Source organism: Streptomyces sp. KR80, from assembly GCF_052245555.1.
GTDB lineage: Bacteria > Actinomycetota > Actinomycetes > Streptomycetales > Streptomycetaceae > Streptomyces.
The window spans coordinates 374,171-400,035 of sequence record NZ_JBQQCD010000001.1; the positions used below are offsets into that span (position 1 = coordinate 374,171).

The 25,865-nt window shown below is 71.6% G+C and carries 18 protein-coding genes; 13 read left to right on the plus strand and 5 right to left on the minus strand.

Translation table 11 applies throughout. The annotated features are described in order from the left end of the window. Window positions 1-286: 286 nt before the first annotated feature. The 13 genes from ACTWQI_RS01705 (at window position 287) to ACTWQI_RS01765 (ending at window position 19,058) form a co-directional block, all read left to right on the plus strand. Window positions 287-1,567, plus strand: a complete 1,281-nt coding sequence (locus ACTWQI_RS01705) for a glycosyltransferase family 4 protein (RefSeq protein WP_443266669.1) — start codon at window positions 287-289, stop codon at window positions 1,565-1,567. Between the two features lie 6 nt (window positions 1,568-1,573). Further along, window positions 1,574-2,323, plus strand: a complete 750-nt coding sequence (locus ACTWQI_RS01710; protein WP_443266670.1) for a class I SAM-dependent methyltransferase — start codon at window positions 1,574-1,576, stop codon at window positions 2,321-2,323. Next, window positions 2,320-7,164, plus strand: a complete 4,845-nt coding sequence (locus tag ACTWQI_RS01715; RefSeq protein WP_443266672.1) for an alpha-(1->3)-arabinofuranosyltransferase domain-containing protein — start codon at window positions 2,320-2,322, stop codon at window positions 7,162-7,164. The genes ACTWQI_RS01710 and ACTWQI_RS01715 overlap by 4 nt, the downstream gene beginning before the upstream one ends. Beyond that, window positions 7,161-8,702 (plus strand): condensation protein, encoded by a 1,542-nt coding sequence (locus tag ACTWQI_RS01720; protein ID WP_443266674.1) that lies wholly within the window; start codon window positions 7,161-7,163, stop codon window positions 8,700-8,702. The genes ACTWQI_RS01715 and ACTWQI_RS01720 overlap by 4 nt, the downstream gene beginning before the upstream one ends. 200 nt (window positions 8,703-8,902) lie before the next feature. Then, on the plus strand, window positions 8,903-9,622 hold the full coding sequence (locus ACTWQI_RS01725) for a class I SAM-dependent methyltransferase (RefSeq protein WP_443266676.1): 720 nt from the start codon (window positions 8,903-8,905) through the stop codon (window positions 9,620-9,622). A 6-nt stretch (window positions 9,623-9,628) separates the two neighbouring features. After that, on the plus strand, window positions 9,629-10,678 hold the full coding sequence (locus ACTWQI_RS01730) for a hypothetical protein (protein ID WP_443267163.1): 1,050 nt from the start codon (window positions 9,629-9,631) through the stop codon (window positions 10,676-10,678). Next, window positions 10,668-10,880, plus strand: coding sequence for a Trm112 family protein (locus tag ACTWQI_RS01735; protein WP_443266678.1), 213 nt, complete (start codon window positions 10,668-10,670; stop codon window positions 10,878-10,880). The genes ACTWQI_RS01730 and ACTWQI_RS01735 overlap by 11 nt, the downstream gene beginning before the upstream one ends. A 119-nt stretch (window positions 10,881-10,999) precedes the next feature. Further along, window positions 11,000-11,596 carry a hypothetical protein gene (locus tag ACTWQI_RS01740; protein ID WP_443266680.1) on the plus strand — a complete coding sequence of 199 codons (597 nt, stop codon included), beginning with the start codon at window positions 11,000-11,002 and terminating at the stop codon, window positions 11,594-11,596. Between the two features lie 187 nt (window positions 11,597-11,783). Then, the gene (locus ACTWQI_RS01745) at window positions 11,784-12,020 is read left to right on the plus strand and encodes a DUF6186 family protein (RefSeq protein ID WP_443266682.1); all 237 of its coding nucleotides are present in this window, start codon (window positions 11,784-11,786) and stop codon (window positions 12,018-12,020) included. A 31-nt stretch (window positions 12,021-12,051) separates the two neighbouring features. Further along, window positions 12,052-12,441, plus strand: a complete 390-nt coding sequence (locus ACTWQI_RS01750) for a DUF6256 family protein (protein WP_443266684.1) — start codon at window positions 12,052-12,054, stop codon at window positions 12,439-12,441. A gap of 91 nt (window positions 12,442-12,532) precedes the next feature. Then, the gene (gene pip, locus ACTWQI_RS01755) at window positions 12,533-13,486 is read left to right on the plus strand and encodes a prolyl aminopeptidase (protein WP_443266686.1); all 954 of its coding nucleotides are present in this window, start codon (window positions 12,533-12,535) and stop codon (window positions 13,484-13,486) included. Between the two features lie 573 nt (window positions 13,487-14,059). After that, on the plus strand, window positions 14,060-16,723 hold the full coding sequence (locus tag ACTWQI_RS01760) for a glycosyl hydrolase family 95 catalytic domain-containing protein (RefSeq protein ID WP_443266687.1): 2,664 nt from the start codon (window positions 14,060-14,062) through the stop codon (window positions 16,721-16,723). A 91-nt stretch (window positions 16,724-16,814) separates the two neighbouring features. Beyond that, entirely contained in the window at window positions 16,815-19,058 is a 2,244-nt protein-coding gene (locus ACTWQI_RS01765; RefSeq protein WP_443266689.1) for a glycosyl hydrolase family 95 catalytic domain-containing protein, read from the plus strand. An 81-nt stretch (window positions 19,059-19,139) separates the two neighbouring features. Here ACTWQI_RS01765 and ACTWQI_RS01770 read toward each other — a convergent pair whose 3' ends face one another. The 5 genes from ACTWQI_RS01770 to ACTWQI_RS01790 form a co-directional block, all read right to left on the minus strand. Beyond that, complete coding sequence (locus tag ACTWQI_RS01770) at window positions 19,140-20,426, minus strand: sugar ABC transporter permease (RefSeq protein ID WP_443266691.1); 1,287 nt, start codon at window positions 20,424-20,426, stop codon at window positions 19,140-19,142. After that, complete coding sequence (locus ACTWQI_RS01775) at window positions 20,423-21,211, minus strand: ATP-binding cassette domain-containing protein (protein ID WP_443266693.1); 789 nt, start codon at window positions 21,209-21,211, stop codon at window positions 20,423-20,425. Before ACTWQI_RS01775 ends, ACTWQI_RS01770 begins: the two co-directional genes overlap by 4 nt. A gap of 36 nt (window positions 21,212-21,247) precedes the next feature. Beyond that, window positions 21,248-22,339 carry a sugar ABC transporter substrate-binding protein gene (locus ACTWQI_RS01780; RefSeq protein ID WP_443266695.1) on the minus strand — a complete coding sequence of 364 codons (1,092 nt, stop codon included), beginning with the start codon at window positions 22,337-22,339 and terminating at the stop codon, window positions 21,248-21,250. Between the two features lie 14 nt (window positions 22,340-22,353). Then, window positions 22,354-24,861 (minus strand): SpoIIE family protein phosphatase, encoded by a 2,508-nt coding sequence (locus tag ACTWQI_RS01785; protein ID WP_443266697.1) that lies wholly within the window; start codon window positions 24,859-24,861, stop codon window positions 22,354-22,356. Window positions 24,862-25,341: 480 nt separating this feature from the next. Continuing rightward, a complete protein-coding gene (locus ACTWQI_RS01790) occupies window positions 25,342-25,821 on the minus strand; it encodes a VOC family protein (protein ID WP_443266699.1) in 480 nt (159 codons plus the stop codon). Window positions 25,822-25,865: the final 44 nt, after the last annotated feature.

Below are 25,865 nucleotides of genomic sequence, written 5' to 3' on the forward strand. Positions count from 1 at the left end.
GCAGCTGGGCGAGCCGCAGGGATCATCATCGGCCGCCGGTCGCGGAGTGCGCCGGTGACCGAAGGGACCTCGTTTCCCAGGGAACACTCCACAAAGTGATGGTTCATCAGTTCCTGGCAGGGCCGAAATTGTCACACCTGTGAGTAGCCCGAACCGAACGGATCGGCGAAAACTGTCCATCCGCTGCGCAACCAGCCGCCGTTCGTGATCCCCCCAGCACGCCCTGCTCTCGGACGGCGCACCCCCCACCCGTAGGTTCCGCACCCTGAGACGAGTTGGAGCTCGCATGCCCCAGCACGTGCCTCCACCGCTGACGCGGTCCACCCTGGCCGCACCCCCCACACCCGTCATCGCCCAGGCACCCGCTCCGTCCCCCACCGCGTCGTACGACTCGTCCCCGCCCGTGCCCCCGCTCCCCCGGCGGATCGTCTTCCTCGCCCGCCGTGATGTCGGCAATCCCGACGCCGGAGGATCCGAACTGCTGGTGGACCGGCTCGCCGGGGGCCTCACCACCGATGGCCACCAGGTGACGCTGGTGTGCGGCGGACCCGCCGCGAACCGCGACTACCGCGTCGTGTCCGCCGGCGGCGACGCGAGCCACTTCCTGCGCGCCAAGCGGGCGTTCGCCCGCCAGATCGGCGACTGCGACCTGCTCGTCGAGGTCTGCAACGGCATGCCCTACCTCGCCCCGTTGTGGCACCGCGGCCCCACGCTGTGCCTGGTCAACCACGTCCACACGGACTTGTGGCGGATGCGCTTCCCGGGCCCGGCGGCCCGCCTGGGCCGCAGGCTGGAGCACTGGGCCCTGGCCGGCGCCCACCGCAACAACCTGGTGGTCGCCGTGTCCGGCTCCACCGCGTCCGCACTGCGCGCCATCGGCGTCGACGGCGACCGGATCAGAGTCGTCCACAACGGCGTCGAGGAGCCGGGACCGCTGCTGCCGAAGGCTCCCGAGCCGCTGTTCCTGGCCATGGGACGGCTGGTCGAGTACAAGCGGATCGACCTGCTGCTGCGGCTGTGGGAGCGGGTCCGCCCGGTCACCGGCGGACGGCTGATCGTCGTCGGCGACGGTCCCGAGCGGCACCGGCTCGAAGCGATGGCCGGACCCGATGTCGTCTTCACCGGCCGGGTCTCCGAGGCCGACAAGCACCGGCTGCTGTGCGAGGCGTGGGTCCTGCTGCACCCGTCGCTCGTCGAGGGCTGGGGCCTGGTCGTCACCGAGGCCGCCGCCCGCGCCACACCCGCCGTCGGCTTCGACATCCCGGGCCTGCGGGACTCGGTGGTGGACGGCGTCACCGGCGTACTGGCGCGCGGCGAGAGCTCGTTCGCCGCCGCCTGGTGCACGCTCGCGCTCAGCGCGGAGCGGCGGGAGACGCTCGGCCGGGCGGCACTGGGCCGGGCGGAGCGCTTCCGGTGGAGCAGTACGGTCCACCGGTTCCGGGCTGTTGTCACCGAGGCGTATCTGGCGGGCGGCGGCGCCGCCGGCAGCCCGACCCCGGACCGGGGCGGTGCGGCCACCGAAGCCGTGGCGGCCGCGGGTACGGGAGCAACGCAGTCCGGGAGGTGACCGATCGTGCGGAACCTCGCCCAGGCACCGCTCAAGGACCCGTCGATCGCGCGGTCCGTCGCACTCTTCCGGGCCTTTCTGCGCGAGCAGACCGACCCGGAGCACTGCTACGGCCTGCTCGCGCGCGACGCGGCCGAGCAGCTCGAGCGGTACCTGACCCTGCACGACCGGGTGGTCGTCGACATCGGCGGCGGCAGCGGACACTTCACCGAAGAGTTCCGCCGCCGCGGCGCGCACAGCTACCTCTTCGAACCGGACGCGGCCGAACTCGCCGCGCGCGGACAGCTCCCCGAGGGCGCCGTGGTCGCCGACGGCTATCTGCTCCCGCTCGCCGACGGGGTGGCGGACGTCTGCTTCTCCTCCAATGTGCTGGAACACGTGGCCGATCCGCAGACCTTTCTCAGCGAGATGGTGCGCGTGACCCGCCCCGGCGGGCTGATCTACGTGTCCTTCACCAACTGGCTCTCTCCGTGGGGCGGCCACGAGACCGCGCCCTGGCACTATCTGGGCGCCGACCGGGCCCGGGCCCGCTACCGGCGGCGCACCGGACGCGACGCCAAGCACACCCTCGGCGAGAACCTCTTCCCCATCCACATCGGCCCCACCCTCCGGCATGTGCGCGGCCGCGACGACGTGAGCGTGGTCGCGGCGCGCTCGCGGTACTGGCCGTTCCTCGCACATGCCGTCACCCGGGTGCCCGGGCTTCGGGAGATCGCCACCTGGAATCTCCTCCTCATCCTCCGGAGGTCTCCATGAGCACTGTCGTCCAGGCGCCTCCGCGCACGCCCGCCCCCATACCGGCGCCGCCCCCCGCTCCCGACCGGCCGTGGGGGCGCCGCTGGCTGCTGGGGTTCTGGGCGGCCGTCCTGGTGGCCTTCCTCGCCGTGTCGCCCGGGAAGATGACCTTCGAGACGAAGCTGGGCGTGGCGCTGGATCCGCTGAAGTTCCTCGGCGACCTGGGCGAACTCTGGCACGACCGGGCGGGCTTCGGCGGGATCTTCGACCAGTACATCGGCTACGCCTTCCCCATCCTGCCGTACTACGCGCTCATGGACCTGGCCCATGTGCCGGTGTGGATCGCCGAGCGGCTGTGGCTGTCGATCATCATCACCACCGCCTTCTGGGGCGCGCTGCGGCTGGCCGAGCGGCTACGGGTGGGCACTCCCGCGACCCGGCTCCTCGCCGCGCTCGGATACGCGCTGTGGCCGACGTTCACCGTGGTCATCGGCTCCACCTCGGCGGCCGTGCTGCCCGGTGCGCTGCTGCCCTGGGTGGTGCTGCCGCTGACGTCCGCCGGGACCAGCGCGCGCGTCGCGGCCACCCGGTCCGCACTGCTGATCCCCTTCATGGGCGGCGTGAACGCGGCGTCGACGCTCGCCTCGCTGCTGCCCGTCGGGCTCTACCTGCTCAGCCGTCCCGGCGGGGGAACACAGGGGCGGCGCAAACGGGCGCTGCTCGCCTGGTGGATTCCCGGGGTCGTCCTCGCCACCGCCTGGTGGGTGGTGCCGCTGCTGCTGCTCGGCACCTACGGCGAGAACTTCATGCCGTACGTCGAGCAGGCGAAGACCACGACCGGCACGATGTCCGCCACCGAGCTGCTGCGCGGGGCGGGCAACTGGGTCGCGTACCTCAACTTCGGCGAGGCGTGGTTGCCGGCCGGCTGGACCGTGGCGACCGCCGTCGTCACCGTGCTCTGCTCCGGCTTCGCCGCGGCGCTGGGCCTCGGCGGGCTGGCCCGCCGCGATCTGCCCGAGCGGCGCTGGCTGTTGCTGACGGTGCTTGCGGTGGCCCTCATCACCCTGGTCGGGTATGGCGGTTCCCTCGGCGGTCCCTTCCACGGGACGGTGCAGGGCTGGCTGGACGGCTGGCTGAAGCCGTTCCGGAACATCTACAAGTTCCAGCCCGGGCTCGCCCTCGCGCTCGCCTTCGGCCTGGCCCATCTGCTGGGCGTCGCCGGCCGGCCCGCAGCCTCGTCGGTGGCACTGCGCATCCGGACCGGGTGGGGGAGGTTCGCCCCGGCGATCGCCGCCGTGCTCGTCCTCCCGGGCCTGGCCTGGCCGTACGTCAACGGCAGCATCCTCCAGCCGGGGGCGTTCGAGAAACTGCCCGGGCACTGGAGCAGCGCGGCGGACTGGCTGGAGAAGTACGCCCCGGACAACCGCGCGCTCGTCGTCCCCGCCACCGCGCACGGGATCTACACCTGGGGTTCGCCGATCGACCAGCCGCTGGACGTGCTCGCCGAGTCGCGCTGGGCACAGCGCGACTACGTGCCCTTCGGCACTCCGGGTTCGCGCCGCGCCATGGATGCGGTCGAGCAGGCGCTGATGTCGGGCGGCGAAGTCCCGGGCCTGCGCGAGTTCCTGGCGCGCGCCGGGCTGCACACCGTGGTCGTCCGCAACGACCTCGACCCCGACCAGATCGGCTACGTGCCGCCGCAGACGGTCAAGCGGACGCTCCAGGCGTCGGGTTACCGGAAGGTGGCCGCGTTCGGGCCGCTGCTGACCGGCGGCCGCATCCCCGACGACACCCCGATCCAGGTGCAGGGTCTCTTCCCGCGCCAGCGGGCGGTGGAGATCTACGAGCCGGACGGCGCCGGTGCCCCCGAGCGGCCGAAGCAGCTGGCGCTGCGGCCCGTGGCGGGTACGGCCGTCGTCAGCGGCGGGCCCGAGGCGCTGCTCCAGCTGTCCGCCGATCCGTCGCTGCGGGACCGGCCGGCCGTGCTCTCCGGGGACAACCACCCCGGCGTCGGCACCCCGCCGATCCAGGCGGTGGCGGACGGACTGCGCCGTGCCGACACCCGCTTCGGTCTGGTCAACTCCAACACCTCGTACACCTACACGCCGTCCGAACGGAACCATCCGGACAGCGTCGAGGACCCGGGCAAGCCGCCGAAACAGCTCCTTCCGGAGGGCACGCGCCTCGGCCACCAGACGACGGCCGTCCTGCGCGGGGCGAGGTCGGTGACCGCCTCCAGCAGCGGCAACTGGCTCTTCCACCTTCCGCAGTACGAGCCGGCGAACGCCTTCGACGGCAATCCGGACACCGCGTGGGCCGAGGGCAGCCCGGGGAAGCCGGCCGGCCAGTGGCTGCGTATCGGCTTCTCCGAGCGGGTCGACGTGCCGTCCTCGATCCGGGTCACGCCGCTGCCCGCCGACGGGATGCGGGCCGCGCCCACCGTGGTCCGGGTGGAGACCGACCGGGGGCGGGCCGAGAGCCCGCTCCAGCCCAACGGCGCGCCGCAGTCGGTCAAGGCGCCCGAAGGCCGGGCGAGTTGGCTGCGGATCCGGATCCTCGACGCGCAGGAGGCGGGGCCGGGCCTGTCCGGTGCCGGATTCTCGGAGGTGTCGATACCGGATGTCCAGGTCACGCGGCTGCTGACGCTGCCGCGGGACGCGGAGGGGGCCGATGCCCCGGCCGCCGTGTACTCGCTGCACCGCGGCAGCGACCCCGGCGGTCTGTCCCCGGCGTCCGCGGAGGTGGGGCTGCACCGGCGGTTCACCACGCCGGCCGAGGCCGACTACCGGGTGACGGCGCGGGCTCTGGCCGTCCCCGGGGACGCACTGGACCAGCTGCTGGACCAGGTGGCTCCGGGCAAACGCAAGCGGATCACCGCCACAGCCGACTCCACGAGCCGCACCGGGATCTCGCTGAGCCCGCGCAATCTCGTGGACGGCGATCTGACGACGGCGTGGATCGCCGGTGCCCGGCCCGTCGTTCATCTGCGCTGGCCGGGCAAGAAGAAGATCGACGAGATCGTCTTCGCACCGGCGGGCGGGGTGTCCACCCGCCCGGAGGAAGTGCTGATCAGCTCCCCGGACGGGGCCGCGACGGTCGGCGTGGACAAGAACGGTCTGGCCCGATTCGACCCGATCACGACCGACCGGCTCGACATCGCCATCAGCCGGGCCGCGCCCATGACGGTCCACAACCCCGTCGCGGACAGCCAGTTGCAGCTGCCGGTGGGGCTGAGCGAGGTCTACGTGCCCGCGCTCGACGACCTGCGGGTGCCCAGGCCCGCTCCGGACGACAAGTTCACCGTGCCGTGCGGTGCGGGACCGGCGCTCGCGGTCGACGGCACGCTGCACACCACGGAGGTCTCCGGTTTCGTCCGCGACCTGACGGAGCGTCGGCCGGTCGACGTGCGGCTGTGCGCGGGTGAGGCGAAGGACGGCACCCTCGGGTTGGATCCGGGCCGCCACGTCGTGGAGGCCGGGGACGCGGGCCCGCTCGCCCTCACGGACGTCACGCTGTCCCGCGGAGAACCGGCCCCGGTCTCGTCGGGCACGCGGTTCGCGAAGGCCGTGGACTGGCGCGGCGACCGCCGCACGGTGTCGGTCGGCGCGGGCGAGGCCTCGTACCTCCAGACGTACGAGAACGCCAACGACGGCTGGAAGGCGACCCTGAACGGCAGGGAGCTCACCCCGCTGCGGCTCGACGGCTGGCAGCAGGCCTGGCTGATCCCGGCGGGCGAGGCCGGCACGGTGCGGCTGGAGTACGAGCCTGCCGCGCTCTACGAGGGCAGCCTGATCGGTGGTGCGATCGGCGTGGCGGTGCTCGTCGCTCTGGCCTTCATCCGCCGCAGGTCCGCCTCCGGCGGAGACAGGCGAGCGTCCGCCGAAGACTCCGGCGGTCCGCAGGCTCCCCCGCAGACTTCGGCGCGGGTCGAACCCCCGGCGTGGACCCCGCCTGCCCCTGGGTGGGTGCTCGGCACGGTCGCCCTGACCGTCGTCGTCGCGCTCGTCGCGGGCCCGCTGGCGCTGGTCGTCCCCGCATTGGCAGTGGTCGCCCGGCTGCGGCCCGGTCTGCTGGTCCCGATCGCCCTGACGGCCATGGCGGGCGCAGCCGTCGCCGCGGCGACGGGGGCGGGTGAACCGGTCGCCGTCGACGAGGGCGCGTTCAGCACTCCTGCGCAGGTGCTGGCGATCGTGGGCCTGGCCGCGGCACTGGTGACGGCGGACCGCCCGGCCCGGGCGGAGGACTCCCACGAGCCGGACGGCCCGGAGCAGCCGAGTGGCTCCCGGTCCGCCGAAGATTCTCCCCCAGCTGCTGCTGGGTGGGGGTCCCTCCCCGGCACGACGGCCCCGCTGCCGTCCGTACCCGGTGACCCGCAGGACGCCAGGTACCGTCCCGGCTCTTCGGACACGCTCCGCTTGGGTCCCGGTGGCCCCGGTGGCGCCGCGCCGCCGCGCCTGTCGGACGGGCCGACGACCGCGCCGGGCACGCCGCCGGCTCAGTCGCGCGGCCCCGGAATCGCCCGAGCGACCACCGCCGGTCTCGAAGGGCCCGGGAACCGGGCACGGGCCGGAATGCAACCGGAGGCCGGGCCCCCGCACCCCCCGGTGGGCCCGGTCGTCACGGCCCGTACGGCAGGCGTCCCTCCGCTGCCAGCCCAGCCGTACCGCCCACGCCTCGGGGCGGGCGGCCTTCGGTCCCGCAACCTGCGTTCCGGCTCTGCGAGTTCTGTCGGCCCGGAGGAACGAGCTCCGCTCCCCCGGCGCCTGCCCGGCACCACCTGGCCCGCCGGGCGGGAGCCCGGAGAGCCCCGCCCCGGGGACGCCTCCTCCGACGCACCCCGGTCCCGGAAGGACGGCCGATGACCGCCCTGCATCCCGCCCGTCGGCACGACCGGCCCGCAGGGCAGCCGGTGCAGCGGATTCCGTTCGCCACGGTGGACGAGATCTCGCGGCACTGCCTGCAGGACGAGGAGCCGGAGACCGTGCACATCGAAGTGCACCTGCCCGGCCTGCCCGAACCCGAGCGGCTTCGGGCGGCGTTCGCCGAAGCGCTGCGCCGGCATCCGCGGATCGTGATGCGTGAGGCGCCGGGCCGCTGGTACCGGCGGCGGTACGAGTGGGAGCTCACCGCCGAGCCCGATGTGGACCCGGTGAGCTTCCCTCCGCCCGGACCCGACGCCCTCGTCCGGGCCCGCGCCCGTGCGCTCTCCGACTGCCCGCCGCTGTCGAGCTCACCGCCCGTCAGGCTCGAAGTGATCAGGCCGGGCGCCGACGACCGCGACGGCTGCGTCCTGATGCTCACCATCAACCACACCGCCCTTGACGGCCCGGCGTGCCTGCGCGTCCTCGCCACCGTCGCCGAACTCTACGGAGGTGCCGACAACTCTCCCGCGGCCCCGCCCATACGGCCGTCGGGAACCGCCGGGGCGGGCGGGCCCGCGGCCGGCGGGGGGCGGCCGCGCACCGGCGACCTCCCGTGGACCAGACCGGCGCGCATCGCCCCCGACGCCAAGGCCCGGGCCACGGGAAACGGCATGGTCATCGTCGACCTTCCGGTGCCACGCCGCCCACCCCGCGGCCCCGACGGCGCGGCCCCGTACACCGTCAACGACCAACTCCTGGTCGCCACCTGCCTGACGGTGGCCCGCTGGAACCGCCTTCACGACCGGGCGGCCGGCCCAGTGCGGATCACCATGCCGATGGACGACCGGCCGCGCGGCGTGGAGATGCCGATCGGCAACGGCACGCGGCTGGTCGAAGTCCTCGTCTCACCGGAGGACCGCACCGACGAGGAGTTGCTCACGGCCGCCCGGCCGGATCCGGAGGCCGTCGCGCGGCTGCTGCGCCGGACCGCCGAGCGCACTCGCGCCCTGAAGGGTACGCAGGGCCCACCGCTGGGGTGGGGCGCCGCACTGCTCACGGCGCCCGTGCTGCCGGTCGGGCTGCGGGCGGCGACGGCCCGCGGTCTGCGGCGGGCCATCGCGCCGTGGACGTCGACGACGCTGCTCAGCAACATCGGACGTGTCCCGTATCCGCTGGACTTCGGCGACGCGGGACGCGCCCGCGCCGTCTGGTTCTCCGCTCCCGCCCGGATGCCCCGCGGCCTGACGGTGACCACCGCCAGTACCGCCGGCCGCCTGCATCTCGCCCTGCGCTGGTCGCGCGCCCTGCTGAACGACGCCGCGGCGGCGGCTCTCGCCCGGCTCTTCGAGCAGTCGCTCGCGGCGACGGCTGCGCCGGACGCGCCGCCCGACACCGCGGCAGGGCCCCCCGCCGGGCTCGCGTCCGGCACGGCGAACGGCCCGGCCGCCCCGGAGGACTCGACCACCGCGCCGCGCGGCTCGGACATCACGGGCGACCGTTCCGGCTCGCCGGCCGAAACACCCGGAGGCCCGTCGTGACCGATCTCCGACCCGGCTCAACCGCTGCATCCGCCTCCGGATCAACCGACTCCCGCCCGCAGGCTCGGGCGCTCGATCCCGGCCCCGCCCCGTGCCGGGGCCCTGCGACGGCCGGATCGCCGGTGGCCTCGGCGCAGGACGACGTCGGCCAAGGCGGGGTCCAGCGAGGGGAGTCCGCCCCACCCGGCGGGAGGGCCCCCGTGCCCGGACTCCGCGACTTCTACGAGGACCCGGCCGTCCCCGTCGCCTCCGGCGAGGAGCGCAGCATTCGCCAAGCGCACATGCTCGCCCGCGCCCTCGGGCCCGCACGGCCGGACGAGGCACCGGCCACCGTCCTGGACATCGGGTGCGGCGACGGATCGGCCGCCGCCGCGGCGGCCCGCGTCCTGGCCGGCCACCGGATCGTCGGCGTCGACTGGTCGCAGGACGCGCTGCGCCGGGCGGCGCCGCGCATCCCGTACGTCGTCCGCGGTGAACTCACCGACGGCGGGCTGCCGTTCGGCACCGCGACCGCCGACGCCGTACTGTTCAGCGAGGTGATCGAGCACCTCGTCGACCCGGACGCCGCCCTCGATGAGCTGCACCGCGTGCTGCGTCCCCGCGGCCATCTCATGCTCTCCACCCCCAACCTGGCCGCCTGGTACAACCGCGGGCTGATCCTCGCCGGAGTGCAGCCCGTCTTCTCGGAGGTGAGCCTCCGCCGGATCCACGGCCGCCCCGGCAGCGAGGTCGTCGGTCATCTGCGGCTGTACACGGCCCGGGCGCTCAGGGAGTTCGTCGCCGCCTCGGGCTTCGACGTCGTGTCTGTCGCGGGCGCCCCCTTCCACGGCGTGCCGCGCGCCCTGCGCCCCCTGGACCGGGCCGCCTGCCACCTTCCCTCCCTCGCCTCGATCCTGCTGCTGCACGCAAGGCGGGTGTAACGCGTGATGTGGTGGGGGGTGGCCTCGGCACTGCTGGCCAATGTCCTCTACTCCACGGGCTTCGTGCTGGAGAAGCGCGCTCTGGCGGGACTCCCGCCGCTCAGGGCCGGCCGGCCCGCCCGGGTGGTACGGCTGCTCATCGGCAGCCCGCTGTGGATGGGCGGCGCCCTGGCCCTCGCGCTGGGCTTCGCGGCCCAGTTGGCGGTCTACCGCACACTGCCCATCGCCGCCGCCCAGGGCATCTTCGTCTCGGGGCTGGTCCTGCTGCTCCTGCTGTCCTCGCTCGTCCTCGGCGAGCAGCCCACCGGCAAGGAGCGGCGCGGCGTCGCCGTCATCACGCTCGCGCTGCTCATGGTGGTGGGCTCCCTGAGGGGAAGCGACGAGGCGATCGGCCGTGGCGCGCCCGTCGGCACCCTGCTCGTGCTGTGCCTGCCGTCGCTCGCGGCCGGCCTGTGGCTGTACGGGGCGGCCGAGCGCCGGTCCCGGCGCCGGCACCGGTTGCCGACCACGGGCATCGAGTACGGGGTGGCGGTCGGCCTGCTGTACGGGGTGAGCTCGCTCGCCATCAAGGGGGTCTCGGGGCTGCTCACCACTGAGGACATCGGCGGGGTGGCGGTCGCGTTGTTCGCCTCCCCGTACCCGTACCTCCTCATCTTCACCGGGGCCACCGGCCTGGTGCTGTCGCAGACCGCGCTGCAGCGCTGTCGTGCGTCGCTCATCCTGCCCGTCTGCACCACGGTGACGTGCGTCTTTACGGTGGCGAGCGGCAGTTTCGCGTTCGGCGAACCGCTGCCGGACGATCCGCTGCGGCTGGTGTTGCGGCTGGGCGGCACCGCGCTGGCCGTGTCCGTCCTGCTAGTGCTGCCGCGGCACGACGCACCGGCCGAGGCCCCGGCCGACGCACCGGCCGCAGAGGCCGGTCCCACGCACACCCCGGCACCGGATGTCCCGGCACCCGGCCTCCCGCAGCTCGTCTCCAGCCCGACCCTCTCCATCCGGCCCGAGAACCCGCCCGGCCGTATGCACCCCCGGAAGGACAGCCCCCATGAAGTCTGACGATCCGCTGCTCAAGATCCTCGCGTGTCCACTCGACAAGGGTCCGCTGACCTTGCTCGAGGCGGAGGACGTCCTCTACAACCCCCGGATGCGGCGCCGTTATCCGATCGTCGACGGCATCCCGCAGCTGCTCCCCTCCTCGGGCGAGCCCGTCACGGACGAGGAACACGAGCGGCTGGTCGCGGTCGCCGACCGGGCGTAGCGGCCCGGGACGTCACACGTGCCCTCCGGCGCTGTGGATCTCGCCTCAGTGGATCGGCTCGGCCGCCACCCTGCGGGGTGACCGCCGTCCGGACGTCCTGCTGCGGGAGGATGTCCGCCATGACCGCTACGCCAGGCAGCGAGCCCGACCAGCCCGGACTGCCCGGCCCGCTCCAGTTCCAACTGGTCCTGCTGCGGCGGATGGCCGACCACCAGCCCGGTCTGGTCGAGGACGCCCTGCGTGAACTGGGCGTGGAACGGGCCGAGATGCGCGAGGCCAACCGCCGTTGGCAGGCAAGGGCCCGGTCTCCCCGGGCGCGCGGGGGCCCCGGGCTCTACCGGTCGGTACTGGGCCCGCCCGAGGACGTCGTGCGCCGCCGCGTCGGCGACCTGGACTGCGAGGCCCTGCGCTGGCCGGTTCCGCTCTGGCCCGACCTGTTGTTCGAAGTGCTCACCGGCGCGGGTGGTCAGGTCTGGAACGCATGGCTGGTGCGCGCTCCGGGCGCGGCGGGTCCAGAGCTCCGTACGCTCGACGACCTGCGCCCCTGGTGCTGCACGGTCGACGAGGTGGCACGGGCCTTCGCACCGGCCACGCCGATGGAGGGCACGGCTCCCACGCGCTGGCGGCTGGCCTTCACCGCCCCGGATGCGACCGGTGAACGCGACCGCCATGTCGCCGAGTTCACCTGGGGCCTGCTGCAGCGCCTGGACCCGTGACTCGGCACCGTCCCCGCGCGTACGCCACGGCGCGGCGCGCACGACGGGCGCCATGGCCGCACCGGATACGTACAGACGGCCGGACCGGATTGTCGCATCCACCCTTTCCCGCCCCTTGTGACGGATGATCGAGCTGGCTGCCCTACGGCGGGGCGGCGTGCACGGTGCACGAGTGTGGGAGGTCGCGGTGGCGGAGCATTCAGTGATCGGTTACGTCGTCTGGGCGGTTCTGTTCGGCGCCCTCTTCGCCTGGGAGGGCATCGGCCTCGTCCGATCCGGTGATGTCTTCCCCACCCTCAGCGATGCCGTGGACGCCGTCATGCGCTATCCGGTGGGGCGGTGGGCGCTCTTCGCCCTGTGGTTGTGGTGGGGCTGGCACACGTTCGTCCGCGGGTGGCACTTCCTGCTCCGGGACCCGTCCTGACGGCTCGCCGACGCGCCGGAGGCCCCCGACCGTGCTCCCCGTCTCACTGAACATCGCCATCATGTCGGCGGGCTATCTGCTGATCATGGGCTATCTCGCCCTCGGGCTGCGCATCCTCCGCCGACAGCCGACCAGAGCCGAGCTTGAGCGGGCGAGGCGGCAGCTGCGCGGCCAACGGGTGGGAGGGCTCACCCCGGCCACCGCGAGACGGGGGTGGCCCACCCTGATCCGCCGGGTGGTCGGCACCGCGGTCGGCGGGTACGTCCTGCTGATGGCCGTGGTGATCGGCTATTACCACGGTGTGGCGCGTCTGGGCGGCCGGTTTCTGACGAGCGCATTCACCGGTTGCGCGCAGCTGTTGGGCATCGCCCTGCCGCTGTACTTCATCGCGTCATGGGTGGCCGTTCGCCGCCGCCGGTGACGCGGCATCCGGCCCGCGCGCGCCGGGTCGCACGAGGTCATGTCCCGTAAGGTCACAGGGCCGTTGTCGCCGTAGACGAGGAGGCCGGAGCGTGGCTGAGCTCCATCCGCCGATAGCGCCGTACGACACGGGGAAACTCAATGTGGGCGACGGCAACCACGTGTACTGGGAGACCTGCGGCAACCCGGACGGCAAGCCCGCTCTCGTCGTCCACGGCGGGCCGGGGTCCGGCTGCACGGCCCGCGTCCGCCGGTACTTCGACCCGGAGCGGTACCGGGTCGTCCTCTTCGACCAGCGCGGCTGCGGCCGGAGCACTCCACACGCCGCCGACCCCGCGACCGACCTGCAGCACAACACCACAGAGCAGCTGATCGCCGACATGGAGCAGTTGCGCGAGCACCTCGGTGTCGAGCGGTGGCTGCTGTACGGCGGTTCGTGGGGCTCCACGCTGATCCTGGCCTACGCCGAGCGGCATCCGCACCGGGTGTCGGAGATCGTCATCTCCGGTGTCACCACGACCCGGCGCTCGGAGATCGACTGGCTCTACCGGGGCGTGGGTCGGTTCTTCCCCGAGCAGTGGGAGCGGTTCCGCGCCGGAGTCCCCGGGGTCGGCCGCGACGGCGACATCGTCGGCGCCTATGCGCGCCTGATGGAACACCCCGACCCGCAGGTGCGGGCGAAGGCCGCCGCGGACTGGTGCGCCTGGGAGGACACGGTGGTCTCCCTGGAGCCGAACGGCACGCCCAGCCCCTACGGCGGCCGGCCCCCGGCCGCCCGCCTGGCACTCGTCCGGATCGCCTCGCACTACTTCTCGCACGGCGCATGGCTGGAGGAGGGCGCACTGCTGCGCGACGCCGGCCGCCTGGCCGGGATCCCCGGCGTCCTGGTCCACGGCCGCCTCGACCTGAGCAGCCCGCTCGACACCGCCTGGGAACTCGCCCGCGGCTGGCCCGGCGCGCAGCTGGTCGTCGTGGGTGACGCGGGGCATCTGGGCAGCGATGCGACGCGCGACAGGGTGCTCGACGCGCTCGACCGGTTCGCCTGACGGTGATCGCTCCCTGATACCCGTACGGCGAACCGGTCGTTCACCCCGAGCAACCGACACACCGTCAGACCGCCTGGGCGGGGCGAGCGTTGTGCGCTGGGAAAGCGAAACTCTGCCGACGTGCGACGAGACTCCGGCGAACGGCCGCGTGCGGGTACGCGCGGATCCGGGTGCGCGTAAGGCCCGATGACGATCGGCAGCCGATGCCAACGGGCGCTTTCCCAGGAGCTCAACCAAACAGTCACAGCTCAGACCAATAGATCGGAGCTCTCCATCGAAGAATATCGCGTACCGCGCCTTGACGCCGCCAACCGGCACCACCAATCCTACCAATCGGCCGCATGAGTCGTCTGCCCACAGGAGTCGGCATGTCCGAACCGTCCCCGTCCCGGCGCAGATTCCTCGGATGTCTGGCCCTCGGCAGTACCGCTGCCGCCTTGGCTCCCGCCGCCCCCGCCGCGGCCTCGGCCCCCACTGCGGTCTTCGCCCCCGAACAGTCGGATGTGCCGCCCATCCGCGACACTATGAAGACCCCCCGCCAATGGTCACGGTTCCTGAGGGGACCACGACCTGGTGTGGCAGCGCTTCCCCCGCCGTTGGTACGAGGGCCCGTTCATCGGCAACGGCTTCCTCGCCTCCACGATCTCCATGCCGCAGTTCCGCAACGAGGTCCGCTTCGACGTCCAGCACAGCGAGGTGCAGGACCACCGGGTGAACCTCGACGCCAAGTACGGCCTCTGCCGACTGCCCATCGGCTATCTGACGCTGACCCCCAAGGGCACCATCACCGGCGTCGACTGGCGGCTGAGCCTCTGGGACGCCGAGCTCACCGGGAAGATCACCACCACGCTCGGGACCATCGAGTTCAGTGCGTACGTGCACAGCGAGCGCCCGGTGATGGTGGTCCGGCTGGATCCCAGCAAGGGAGAGCGAGAGGCGGCCTGGACGTTCACGCCCGAGAAGTCGGTCAGCCCGCGGCAGGTCACCAACCCCGACCCCACCTACGTCCCGAACCCCGACCCCACCGTCAAGACGGACGGCGACACCCAACTCGTCGTCCAGCCGCTGCTGGTGGGCGGCCAGTACGTCACCGCCCACACCGAGGTCGCCCGTGACGACGGCCGTCATCTCTACGTCACCGTCGCCCACTCGCACCCCGACGAGACGGCGGAGGGCCAGGCCCTGCAGACCCTCAGCAGCGCGCGCAGCCGCCCGCCGAGCCTGTTGCGCGCCGCGCACCGCCGCTGGTGGCACAGCTACTACCCCAAGAGCTTCGTCTCCGTACCCGACTACCGGCTGCAGAGCTTCTACTGGATCCAGCTCTACAAGATCGCCTCCGCGACCCGGGAGAGCGCGCCGGTCATGGCGACCACCGGTCCCTGGCTGCAGCCGACCGGCTGGCCCAACGCCTGGTGGAACCTCAACGTCCAGCTCGAGTACTGGATGATCAACGGCTCCAACCACCTGGAGCTCGACGCCCTCACCCGCACCGTGGACGAGAACCGTCAAGTCCTCATCGACCACGTGCCCGAGCAGTACCGACACGACTCGGCCGGCGTCTCCCGCAGCACCGACATCTTCGCCCGGGGCGCCCAACTCGGCATCCCCGGCCAGAGGGAGCCCGAGATCGGCAACCTCACCTGGGCGCTGCACAACGTCTGGCTGTCCTACCGCCACACCATGGACGACGACGTGCTGCGCGAGGTGCTCTTTCCGCTGCTGCGCCGCTCGGTCAACTACTACCTGCACTTCCTCACCGCGGGCGACGACGGCAGGCTGCATCTGCCGCGGACCTTCTCCCCCGAGTACGGCGGGGCGCCCGACTGCACGTACGACCTCGCGCTGATCCGCTGGGGCTGCACGACCCTGCTCGCCTCCGCCGAGCGGCTCGGCATCCAGGACCCGCTTCAGCCGCGCTGGCGGGAGGTGTTGGAGAAGCTCGCCGACTACGCCGTCGACGGAAACGGCTACATGATCGGCGCCGGGGTTCCGTTCGCCAAGTCCCACCGGCACTACTCCCACCTGCTGCAGATCTACCCGTTGTACGAGATCACCTGGGAGCAGCCGGACAAGCGTGAGCTGATCTCGACGTCACTCAAGCACTGGATCGGCTTCACCGGTGCCCTGCAGGGCTACAGCTTCACCGGGGCGGCCTCGATCGCGGCCACGATGGGCAAGGGCGACGACAGCCTGCACTACCTCAACGAGCTGATGAACCAGGGCTTCATCAAGCCCAACACCATGTACAAGGAGGGCGGCGGCCCGGTCATCGAGACGCCGCTGTCCGCGGCGCAGTCGCTGCACGACATGCTCGTCCAGAGCTGGGGCGGACTGATCCGGATCTTCCCGGCGGTCCCCGGGTCCTGGGCCGATACAGTCGTCCACAACTTCCGTACCGAGGGCGCCTTCCTTGTCAGCGCGGTACGGGAGGAGGGCGCGACCCGGTGGGTACGGGTCAAGAGCCTGGCGGGCGAGCCCTGCCGAGTACGGCACGGCATCGCAGGCCCGATCGAGGTCTCCGGTGCCGACTGGCGCGATGCGGGCGACGGCGTCATCGAACTCGACCTCGAGGAGGACGAGGAGGCGCTGATCCGCGGGCGCGGCACCAAGCATCTCGTGATCGCCCCGGTGGAGATCGGCGTTCCCGGTGACCCGTGGGGGCTGCAGGCACTCCCGCCGCCGGGCGAGACCATCCCTGTCGATCTGTCGGCACACGTCGACAACGACGGCATCTCCACCGAAGCCGCCATGGCCGACGGCGACTTCGACGGCTCCGGCCACACCTACCCGGCCGAGGAGATGCCGCCCGCGGGCCGGCTGAACTACGAGGGCCTGTTCTTCACCTTCCCCGCGTACGGCGACGGGGCGAAGAACAACGTGACCGGGCGAGGCCAGACGATCAGCGTGCCCCTCGGTACGTACGCGAAGGTCCGGCTCATCGGGGCGGCCAGCGGCGGTGACCTCAGCGCGAAGCTGGTCGCCGGGTACGCCGACGGCTCCACGGCGGAGGTGCCGTTCACGCTTCCCGACTGGGCCCGCCAGCCGGGCCCCGGTGTCACCGAAATGCTGCGCTCCACCCACCGGCACGGGGCGTCCGGCCCCAATACCGCCAAGGTCGCGCTGTTCGAGACCGCCGCCGCGCTCGATCCCGCCAAGGAGCTGCACACCCTCACCCTCCCGGTCGCCACCGGGCCCCAACTTCACTTGTTCGCCCTGTCGATGGAGAGGCCGACGTAAGCGACGCACGCGCGGCCGCCGGGTCGCAGACAACCACGAGGCCCGCACCTCTGCGCCGCGCGGGCGGAGAAGCGAACAGAAAGGCCGAGCCATGAACCCCATATCCCGACGGGCCTTCGTCGCGTCCACCGCGGGCGCCGCCCTGATCACTGCGGGCTGCCCCGCCGCCTGGGCGGCTCCCGCACAGCACCGGGATGTGCACGGCGACGTCCTGCGGGACGCGGCGATGGTGTGGCGGCGCCTGCCGAGCAGCTGGCAGACGGCCCCCTTCTTCGGCAACGGCTTCCTCGCCGCCCATATCTACAACAAGTCCGGCGAGGGCAACGTCCTGCGGATCATGATCAACCACTCGCTGGTGCAGGACCAGCGCGGGCAGTGGGAAGCCGCCATCGGCTACTCCCGGCTGGGCGTCGGCTATCTGACCCTGACCTTCGCCGGCTCCATCACCGGGGTCGACTGGAAGCTCGACCTCGACAACGCGGAGCTGTCCGGCACGGTCACCACCTCGCAGGGAAGTGTCGCCTTCCATGCCCTGATCCTGAACCACCGCAGCGTCCTGCTGGTCTCGCTGGAGCCGACCGCCGGGGAGCGGTCGGCAGCCTGGGGCTTCACGCCGCTCCCCTCGTACACGACCAGGACGATCCGGCGCCCGCCGGACTACACCGGAAACCCGGATCCGACCGTGGGGCCCGGCTTCGTCGAGCAGCCCCTGCACGCCGGCGGCGGATACACGACCGCGTGGCGCGAGGTGCACTCCGGCTCCAAGCGGCTGCTGGCCGCCACCATCGTCTACGGCTACCCCGACTCGACCGGCCGCGAAGCGGCGATACGCGCCGTCAACGCGGCACTCGACGGATCACCGGAGCAGGACATCGCCCTGCACCGGGCGTGGTGGCACGCCTTCTACCGGCGCAGCCTGGTCTCCGTACCTGACAAGAAGCTCCAGCGCTTCTACTGGATCCAGCTGTACAAGCTGGCCTGCGCGACCCGGGGGAACTCCCCGGTGACCCCGGTCTTCGGACCCTGGTTCCCCGAGTCGGGCAACGGCTGGACCAACATCTGGTGGAACACCAACGTCCAGGTCACCTATCCGGTGGCCAACGGCTCCAACCACCCGGAGCTGGACGCCATCACTCCGACGTTCCGGAAGTACCACACCCATCTCGAGAGCAACATCCGGCCGGAGCTCCGCGACGGCAAGACCTACGCCCTGTGCCACCCGGGCGACTGGCAGCTGCGCTCAGGCCCCCGATACGTCGGCGTCCCCGGCGTCAGCCCGAACGACCATACGGGCAACCTCACTTGGGCCCTGCACAACGCATGGGTGAGCTACCGGCACCACATGGACGACGAGGCGCTGCGCGAGGTGATCCACCCGGTCCTCACCAAGGCGGTCAACTACTACGCCCGCCACCTCACCGAAGGGACCGACGGCAAACTGCATCTGCCGGTGACCCGCTCTCCCGAGTACGCCAACGCCGCCGACTGCACCTACGATCTGTCGCTGCTCCGCTGGGGCTGCGCCACGCTCCTGCAGTCCGCGCAGCGGCTACGGCTCGACGACCCGTCGGCCCGCCAGTGGCGGGACATCCTCGCCCGGCTGGTGCCGTACCACGAGAACGAGCAGGGCGTCATGATCGGCGCAGGGGTGCCGCTCGCCGAGTCGCACCGCCACTTCTCGCATCTGCTGTGGCTGTATCCGCTGCAGGAGAAGCTCGACCGGCGAACGTTCGACCACTGGACGAGCATGCAGGTGCGGTGGCACGGCTACAGCTACGCCGCCGCCTCGTCCATGGAGACGCTCTTCGGCAAGCCCGAGGAGGCGCTGCACTACCTGCGGTTCTACGTCGACGGCAACGTCGTCGACGACTGCGCCATGACCCCCAACACCATGTACCGCGAGGGCGGGGGCTTCGCCCTGGAGAGCCCCATCAGCGCTGCCCAGTCGCTGCTGGACATGCTGACTCAGAGCCACGGCGGGGTGGTCAAGGTCTTCCCCGCCGTCTCCCGCACCTGGGAGGACGCCTCGGTCTTCCGGCTGCGCACCCAGGGTGCGTTCCTCGTGGACGCCTCGCGCAGCTCCGGCCGGACCGACTGGATCAGGGTCAGCAGCGAGGCGGGCGAACCGCTCAAGCTGCGGCATGGCATCGAGGGCGAGATCGAGGTCAGGAACGAGTCCGGCAAGCCGATCCCGTACCAGGGCGAGGGCACGATCAGCATCCCGCTGCGCCGCGGCCAGACCGCGGTGATCAGCAGAAAGGGAACCCGCCCGACCCTGCGTCCGCGTGACGTCCCGGCCAACGGGCCCGCTCCTTCGTGGGGCCTGCCTGAGTAGAGCGGGACCGGCCTCACCGCAATCGACTCATGGCCCGGTGTTCCGGTGGCGCACGTCGGGCACCGGCCATGGGGACGCGGGTCAGGCCCGGCCGTGGGCCTCCTGCGAGCGGCGCGAGAGCGAGTCGATGACCACGGCGGCGAGCAGCACCCCTCCGGTGATCATGAACTGGACGGCTGCCTGGATGCCCAGGAGCGCCATGCCCGAGGCGATCGACTGGATGACCAGCATGCCGAGCGACGCGGACCAGGTCCTGCCGCGGCCGCCGAACAGGCTCGCGCCGCCGATGACGGCCGCGGCGATGGCGTTCAGCAGCAGGATGCCGGAGCCCGAGGTCTGGCTCACCGAGGTGATCCGCGAGGCCAGGAACAGGCCGCCGACCGCGGCCATGGTTCCGGACGCCGCGAAGACCGAGATCCGCACCCACACCACGCTGATGCCGGCGCGGCGGGCCGCCTCGACACCGCCGCCGAGCGCGTAGACCTTCCGTCCGTACGGCGTGCGGCGAAGGAGGAGGTCCAGGCCGGCGACGACGACGAGGAAGATCAGAAGGGCGAGCGGCAGGCCCTGGAACCGGTTGAGCACATAGGCGATCGCGAACGCGATCACCGCGAGCACGCCGGTGCGCACCGCAATCTCGTGGAGCGGCCGGAACGGCGTTCCGGCGGCCATGCGGCGCCGCCTGTCGTGGTAGGAGGCGAGGAAGAACGCGGCTGCGGCGAGTGCCGCCAGACCGTACGCGGCAGCGACGTCGCTGAAGTAGTGGCTGGTCAGCGTGGCGACCAGGCCCTCGTCGTCGAGGTTGACGGTGCCGCTCGTGCCCAGGATGTAGAGCATGAGGCCGTTCCAGCCGAGCAGTCCCGCGAGGGTGACGACGAACGCGGGCACTCCGATCCTGGCGAAGAAGAACCCGTGGATGCCTCCGGCCGCCGCGCCGGCGAGCACCGCGACGATCACGGCGAGCCATTCCGGCACGCCGTGCTGCACGTTCAGAACGGCGAACATCACCGCCGCGAGGCCGCTGACCGAGCCGACCGACAGGTCGATCTCGCCGATCAGCAGCACGAAGACGATGCCGGCCGCGATGAGGCCCGTGCCGACGATGTCCACGCTGAGGTTGGACAGGTTGCGCGGGGAGAGGAAGTTCTCGTTGAGGATCTGGAAGATGATCCAGATGATGCCGAGGCCGAGCACGACCGGGATCGAGCCGAGTTCGCCGCTGCTCAGCCTGCGCTGGAACTCGGCGAGGTAGCCCTTGAAGCCCTGGCCCCGTACGAGCTGCCGCGCGTTGGCGGCGTGCACGTGGTCTTTGGGGCCACCGTTCGCCTGGGTGGAATCAGGCTTTCCGGATGTCCATCTCCTCCTCACAGCTCCGCCTCCCCCGCACCCGGGGTGCGGCGGGTCACGGCGTTGTCCGTGGCACCGGTGATGGAGGAGATGATCTGTTCCTGGGACGTGGTGTTCACATCGAAGAAGCCGTTGTTGCGGCCGAGGCGGAGCACCGCGACCCGGTCCGCGACGGCCTTGATGTCGCCCATGTTGTGGCTGATGAGGAGCACCCCGAGCCCACGGTCGCGGAGCCGCTCGACGAAGTCGAGCACCCGGCTGGTCTGCTGGACCCCCAGGGAGGCGGTGGGCTCGTCGAGGAGGAGGACCTTGGGTTCGCCGATGAGCGAGCGGGAGATCGCGACGGTCTGCCGCTGGCCTCCGGACAGGGAGGCGACGGGGACGCGCACATCCGGGATGCGGATGGACAGGGTCTTCAGCAGGTCGCGTGTGCAGCGTTCCATTTCCACCTCGTCGAGGATGCCGACCTTGCGGATCTCACGGCCGAGGTAGAGATTGCCAACGACGTCGAGGTTCTCGCACAGCGCGAGATCCTGATACACGGTTGCGATCCCCAGGCTCTGAGCGTCGTGGGGGCGCTTGACCTGGACAAACCGGCCCTGCCATTCGATGACGCCATGGTCGGCGGGGCTGACTCCGGCGATCACCTTCACGAGGGTGGACTTGCCTGCACCGTTGTCACCCATCAGGGCGACGACCTCACCGGCGTGGATCTCCAGATCGACGTCCGTCAGCGCTTGGACGGCGCCGAAACGCTTGGAGATGCCGCGCAAGGCCAACAGAGGTGGAGCTGGCACGGCAACCATCTCCTTCTTCGGGACCGGCCCCGGTGGAGACCGGCCTTACGGAATGAGTCCTGCCCTCTCGCAAGCGGACCTGAACTTCTGGGTACAGACCTGGTCGATTGTGTACATGCCGTCCTTGATGACGGTGTCCCTGATGTTCTCGACGGTCAGGGAGATCGGGGTGAGCAGGACGGCGGGGACCTCCTTGGTGGTGGGGCTACTGACCCTGTCCTCGGTCTGGAGCTGCTCGCCACGGGCCAAGGTGACGGCCATCTCGGCCGCGGCGTCCGCCTCGGGCTTGAAGGGCTTGTACACGCTCATGTACTGGTCACCGCTGACGATCCGCTGCACGCCCGCGAGTTCGGCATCCTGGCCGGTGACGGGAGGCAGCGGGCTGATGTTGTTGGCCTTGAGGGCGGAGATGATGCCGGAGGCCAGGCCGTCATTGGCGGAGTAGACGCCGTCGATGTTGAGGGCACCGAGGGCGGCGATCGCGCCGGACATGTTGGTGTTGGCGACGTCCGGCTTCCATCCGGCGGTGTCGTACATCTTGCCGATCGTCACTAGGTCCTGGAGGACGGACAGCGCACCCTTCTTGAAGGAGGCCGCATTGGGGTCGGTCGCATCGCCGTTCATCATGACGATCCGGTAGCCCTCCGCCCTGTCGCGCAGGGCCTTGAGGAGTGCCTCGCCCTGGAGCCTGCCGATCTCCACGCCGTCGAAGGACACATAGGCCGAAATCGGTCCCTCGACGAGCCGATCGTAAGCGACGACCGGAATGTTCGCATCGTCCGCCTTCTTGACCGAGGCGCGGAGCGACTTGGCGTCGACGGGGCTCAGGACCAGGACCCTGATCCCCCTGGTGATCATGGAGTCGACCTGCTGCTGCTGGGCGCCCACCTCTCCCTGGGCATTGGCGCGCTCCACCGTGCAGTCGCCGCACAGCTCCTCGATCTTCTTCTGGATCAAGGGCCCGTCGAACGTCTCCCAGCGGGCGGTGGTGCTGTCCGGCATCAGCACGCCGATCTTCAGGCCGTCCTCCGCCGGGGCCGGGCCTTCGGACTGGCCGGCCTCTCCACAGGCCGCAAGGGCGACGGCCAGCGACAACGCGGCCACCACGACGCCGGCACTGCGCGGATGTGTCCTCATTCCGAAAACCTCCCTCACCCGTCCACCGGGCGCAGGTCGGGCTCCGTACGACCGGGCTCGCGCGGTCGCAGGGCGATCTCGCCCCACACCTGCTTGCCGCCGCTGAGCGGCACCGAACCCCAGGACGCCGACACCGCCTCGACCAGCAGGATGCCCCGGCCGCCGGTCGCCTCCCAGTTGACGCTCGACGGCTTGACGGGCGTACGCGGATACGCGTCGCTCACCGCGACCCGCAGGCGGTCCCCGGCGAGGGTGAGGTCGAGGTGCACCTGGCCCTGGGTGTGCACCAGGGCGTTGGTGACCAGTTCGGAGACCACCAGCAGGACCGCGTCCTGCTCCGCCACGCGCCACGAGCGCAGCGTGCGCGCGGTGAAACGGCGTGCGTGGGCCACGGCGTCGGGCAGCCGCCAGACCGCCCAGCCCGCCCGGAGCGGCCGGACCTTCATCCCGTCGTAGCGCAGGAGCAGCAGCGCCACGTCGTCGTCGCGTCGGTTGGCGCTGCCCAGCAGTTCGTCGGCCAGCCGCCCCGCGTCTGACGGATCGGCCGCGGAGAGCGCCTCGCGCATCCGGCGCATGCCGTCTTCCAGGGGCAGGATCGACGACTCGACCAGGCCGTCCGTCATCAGCGTGAGGACCGTGCCGGGAGCCAGCCCGACCGAGGTGATGGGGAACTCGGCGTCCGCGAGCACCCCCAGCGGAGGCCCGCCCTCGACGTCCACCACGTGGGAGCTGCCGTCCGGGTGGCGCAGCAACGGCGGGAGGTGCCCGGCCCGGACGAACAAGGCCTCTCCCTCCTCCATGTCCAGCGCGACGTAGGCGCAGGTGGCGAACAGGTCGGTCTCCATGCCGACGAGCAGGCGATTGGCGTGTGAGACGACCACGTCGGGCGGATGCCCCTCGACGGCGTAGGCCCTGATCGCCGTGCGCATCTGCCCCATGATCGTCGCCGCCGCGGCGCTGTGCCCCTGCACGTCCCCGATGACCAGCGCGACATGGCGGTCGGAGAGCGGTATCACGTCGTACCAGTCGCCCCCCACCTCGAGCCCCACCGTCGCGGGCAGATAGCGGGCGACGGCCACCCCTCCGGGCAGCAGCGGAAGCGTGCGGGGCAGCAGGCTGCGCTGGAGCATCGTGGCGAGCTCGTGCTCGGCGTCGAACGCATGGGCGCGTACGAAGGCCTGTCCCACGAGACTCGCGGTGGCGGTCAGCAGGGACCGTTCCTCGGGGCCGAAATCCTGCGGCTCGTCCCAGCCGACCAGACACGCGCCGACCACCCGGCCTTCGGCCGGGAGCGGAAGGATCGCGAGGCCGCCGGGGCCTATGCCTTCGAGGCCGGGTTCGAGGGGGGTGCCCGCGGCCCACAGGCTCACTTGGCGCTCGCGCAGCGCGGCCTTGAGGGTGGGCAGGGCGCGGACCGGTGCATCGGGCCACTCGGACCGCCATTCGGACCGCCAGACCTCCGGCCACGCATCGTGCTCCGGCGGGTCGAGGAGCGTGACCAACAGCCGGTCGCCCTCGAGCTCGGCGAGCGCCACCCGGTCGGGTCCCAGTTGGTCGCGCAGCGCCGCAACGACCACCCGGCTGACGTCCCGGACGGTCATCGCACCCGCCAGGGCGGCGGACAGCCGCTGTACCCGGGAGACCTCGTCGGCACCGGGCCGCATACGCGAGGCGTCGGCGACCACGCCCAGCACCCGCTCCGGCCTGCCGGTGGGGTCGACCAGCACGCGGTAGCGCAGCCGCAGCCAGCGCAGTTCGCCGCTGGGCCGGCGGACCCGGAACTCCAGTTCCCGGCCACTGGCGGTCATGTGGTCGGGCTCGACGATCGACATGAGCGCGGGCACATCGTCCGGCACGGTGCGCACGAGCAGGGACTCCACGCGTCCGTCGAAGTCGTCCCGGGCGATGTCGACGAGATCGAGCATCTGGGCGTCCGCGTCGATCCGCCCCGTGCTCAATTCGAGGGTGAATGAGCCGACGTTGATGCGGTTCAGGGCGGGCCCGACCACTGGCTGTGACTCGGGCCCGCCGAGCGCTCGCACGCCGCTCGGATCCCTGCGCAGGTTCCCGATCGGTGCGCCGCTCAGTGCGCCGGTCGGTCCGTCGCTCGTTTCGCCGCTCGCTTCGAGCCGTGCGGCGATGTGGTCCGCGTACAGCTCCATGAAGCTTCGCCGCTCGGCGTCGAAGCCGGCCCCGATGTCGTCCACGACGACCAGGCAGCCCAGCGGTCGTTCATCCACTCCGAGGGGCAGCGCGCCCAGCGAGACATGGGCCGACAGGGCCTCCGGACCGCTCTCGGGGTAGCCGGCGAGCTCCGAGGCGCTCAACCACAAGGGCCGGCCGGTGCGGAATGCATCGGCGACCGGGGAGCGAAGGCCGGACAGGGGGTAACGGGACGACAACCCGTACAGGTCGCAGGGGTTCCCGGCCGTCTCGGCCAGTCGCAGCTCGTCGGCCTCTTTGCCCAGCACGTAGACAGCGGCCAGCGCCGCCCCGCCGAACACCACGACCTGCTCTCTCACCGCCGGCAGCACCTCTGTATCCGGGAGCCGATGGCTTCAGCCCCGGCCGCCGCGTCCGTCCGCGGCCGCCGGGCCGCCGTCGCTCGACGTTTCCTCATCCCCATCGCCTCCGACCCGTCTTCGCCCGCCGCATCCACCCCGCGAGGCGGCCACCCCACCTCGCCGGCGCGCCCGGGGGAACGGGCACCTCCAGCGTAAGGATCGAGGCGGCAAGGTGGAGGGTCCTGCGCAGCTGATCCCTCATCGGACATCCCACCCACGCCCCTGCGGGTCCCCCCGCGCAGCCATATGACGCCGGAAGCGATGGCGCACTTACGATCACGAAGCGTGCCCAACCGATGAGGCTCTGCCCGGAGCGGGGCAGAGCCTCATGACAGAGGTGTCGCAGGCCGGACGTCGGATCCGACCATGAGTCGGCGGCGGTCCGGCCACCCGCGTCGGCAACCGGAAAAGGGGCGAGTCCGGCCGCCTGTGAAGCTGCTACGACCCCGCGTAGGCCTTCTCGAGCGCGGCGACGTCGAACTTGGTCATCGAGAGCATCGCCTCCGTGGCCCGCTTCGCCTTCTCCGGATCCGGGTCGCAGATCATGTCGGTGAGCCCGGCGGGGATGACCTGCCAGCACACGCCGTACTTGTCCCTCAGCCAGCCACAGGCGATTTCCTCGCCGCCCTCGGTGAGCTTGCTCCAGTAGTAGTCCAGCTCGTCCTGGTCGTCACAGAAGATCTGGAACGAGATGGCCTCGTTGAACGTGAACTCCGGGCCGCCGTTCAAGGCGACGAACTTCTGGCCGTTGAGCTCGAACTCGACGGTCAGAACCGAGCCGGCCGGACGCGGACCGGCCTCGGTGTAGTGGGTGACCCTCTCGATCTTGGAGTTCTTGAAGATCGAGGTGTAGTAGTTCGCCGCCTCTTCGGCCTGCTCGTCGAACCACAGGCACGTGGTGAATCCGTCGGTGGTCATGGGTACCTCCTCGCGCGTGAGCGTGTTTACCCGTACCGACCGCT

Bases quoted from the DNA above. Each gene is read 5' to 3' on its own strand.
- ACTWQI_RS01790 (WP_443266699.1), bottom strand. From the start codon at position 25,821: ATGACCACCGACGGATTCACCACGTGCCTGTGGTTCGACGAGCAGGCC.
- ACTWQI_RS01735 (WP_443266678.1), top strand. From the start codon at position 10,668: ATGAAGTCTGACGATCCGCTGCTCAAGATCCTCGCGTGTCCACTCGAC.
- ACTWQI_RS01780 (WP_443266695.1), bottom strand. From the start codon at position 22,339: ATGAGGACACATCCGCGCAGTGCCGGCGTCGTGGTGGCCGCGTTGTCG.
- ACTWQI_RS01720 (WP_443266674.1), top strand. From the start codon at position 7,161: ATGACCGCCCTGCATCCCGCCCGTCGGCACGACCGGCCCGCAGGGCAG.
- ACTWQI_RS01740 (WP_443266680.1), top strand. From the start codon at position 11,000: ATGACCGCTACGCCAGGCAGCGAGCCCGACCAGCCCGGACTGCCCGGC.
- ACTWQI_RS01705 (WP_443266669.1), top strand. From the start codon at position 287: ATGCCCCAGCACGTGCCTCCACCGCTGACGCGGTCCACCCTGGCCGCA.
- ACTWQI_RS01715 (WP_443266672.1), top strand. From the start codon at position 2,320: ATGAGCACTGTCGTCCAGGCGCCTCCGCGCACGCCCGCCCCCATACCG.
- ACTWQI_RS01765 (WP_443266689.1), top strand. From the start codon at position 16,815: ATGAACCCCATATCCCGACGGGCCTTCGTCGCGTCCACCGCGGGCGCC.
- ACTWQI_RS01775 (WP_443266693.1), bottom strand. From the start codon at position 21,211: ATGGTTGCCGTGCCAGCTCCACCTCTGTTGGCCTTGCGCGGCATCTCC.
- ACTWQI_RS01730 (WP_443267163.1), top strand. From the start codon at position 9,629: ATGTGGTGGGGGGTGGCCTCGGCACTGCTGGCCAATGTCCTCTACTCC.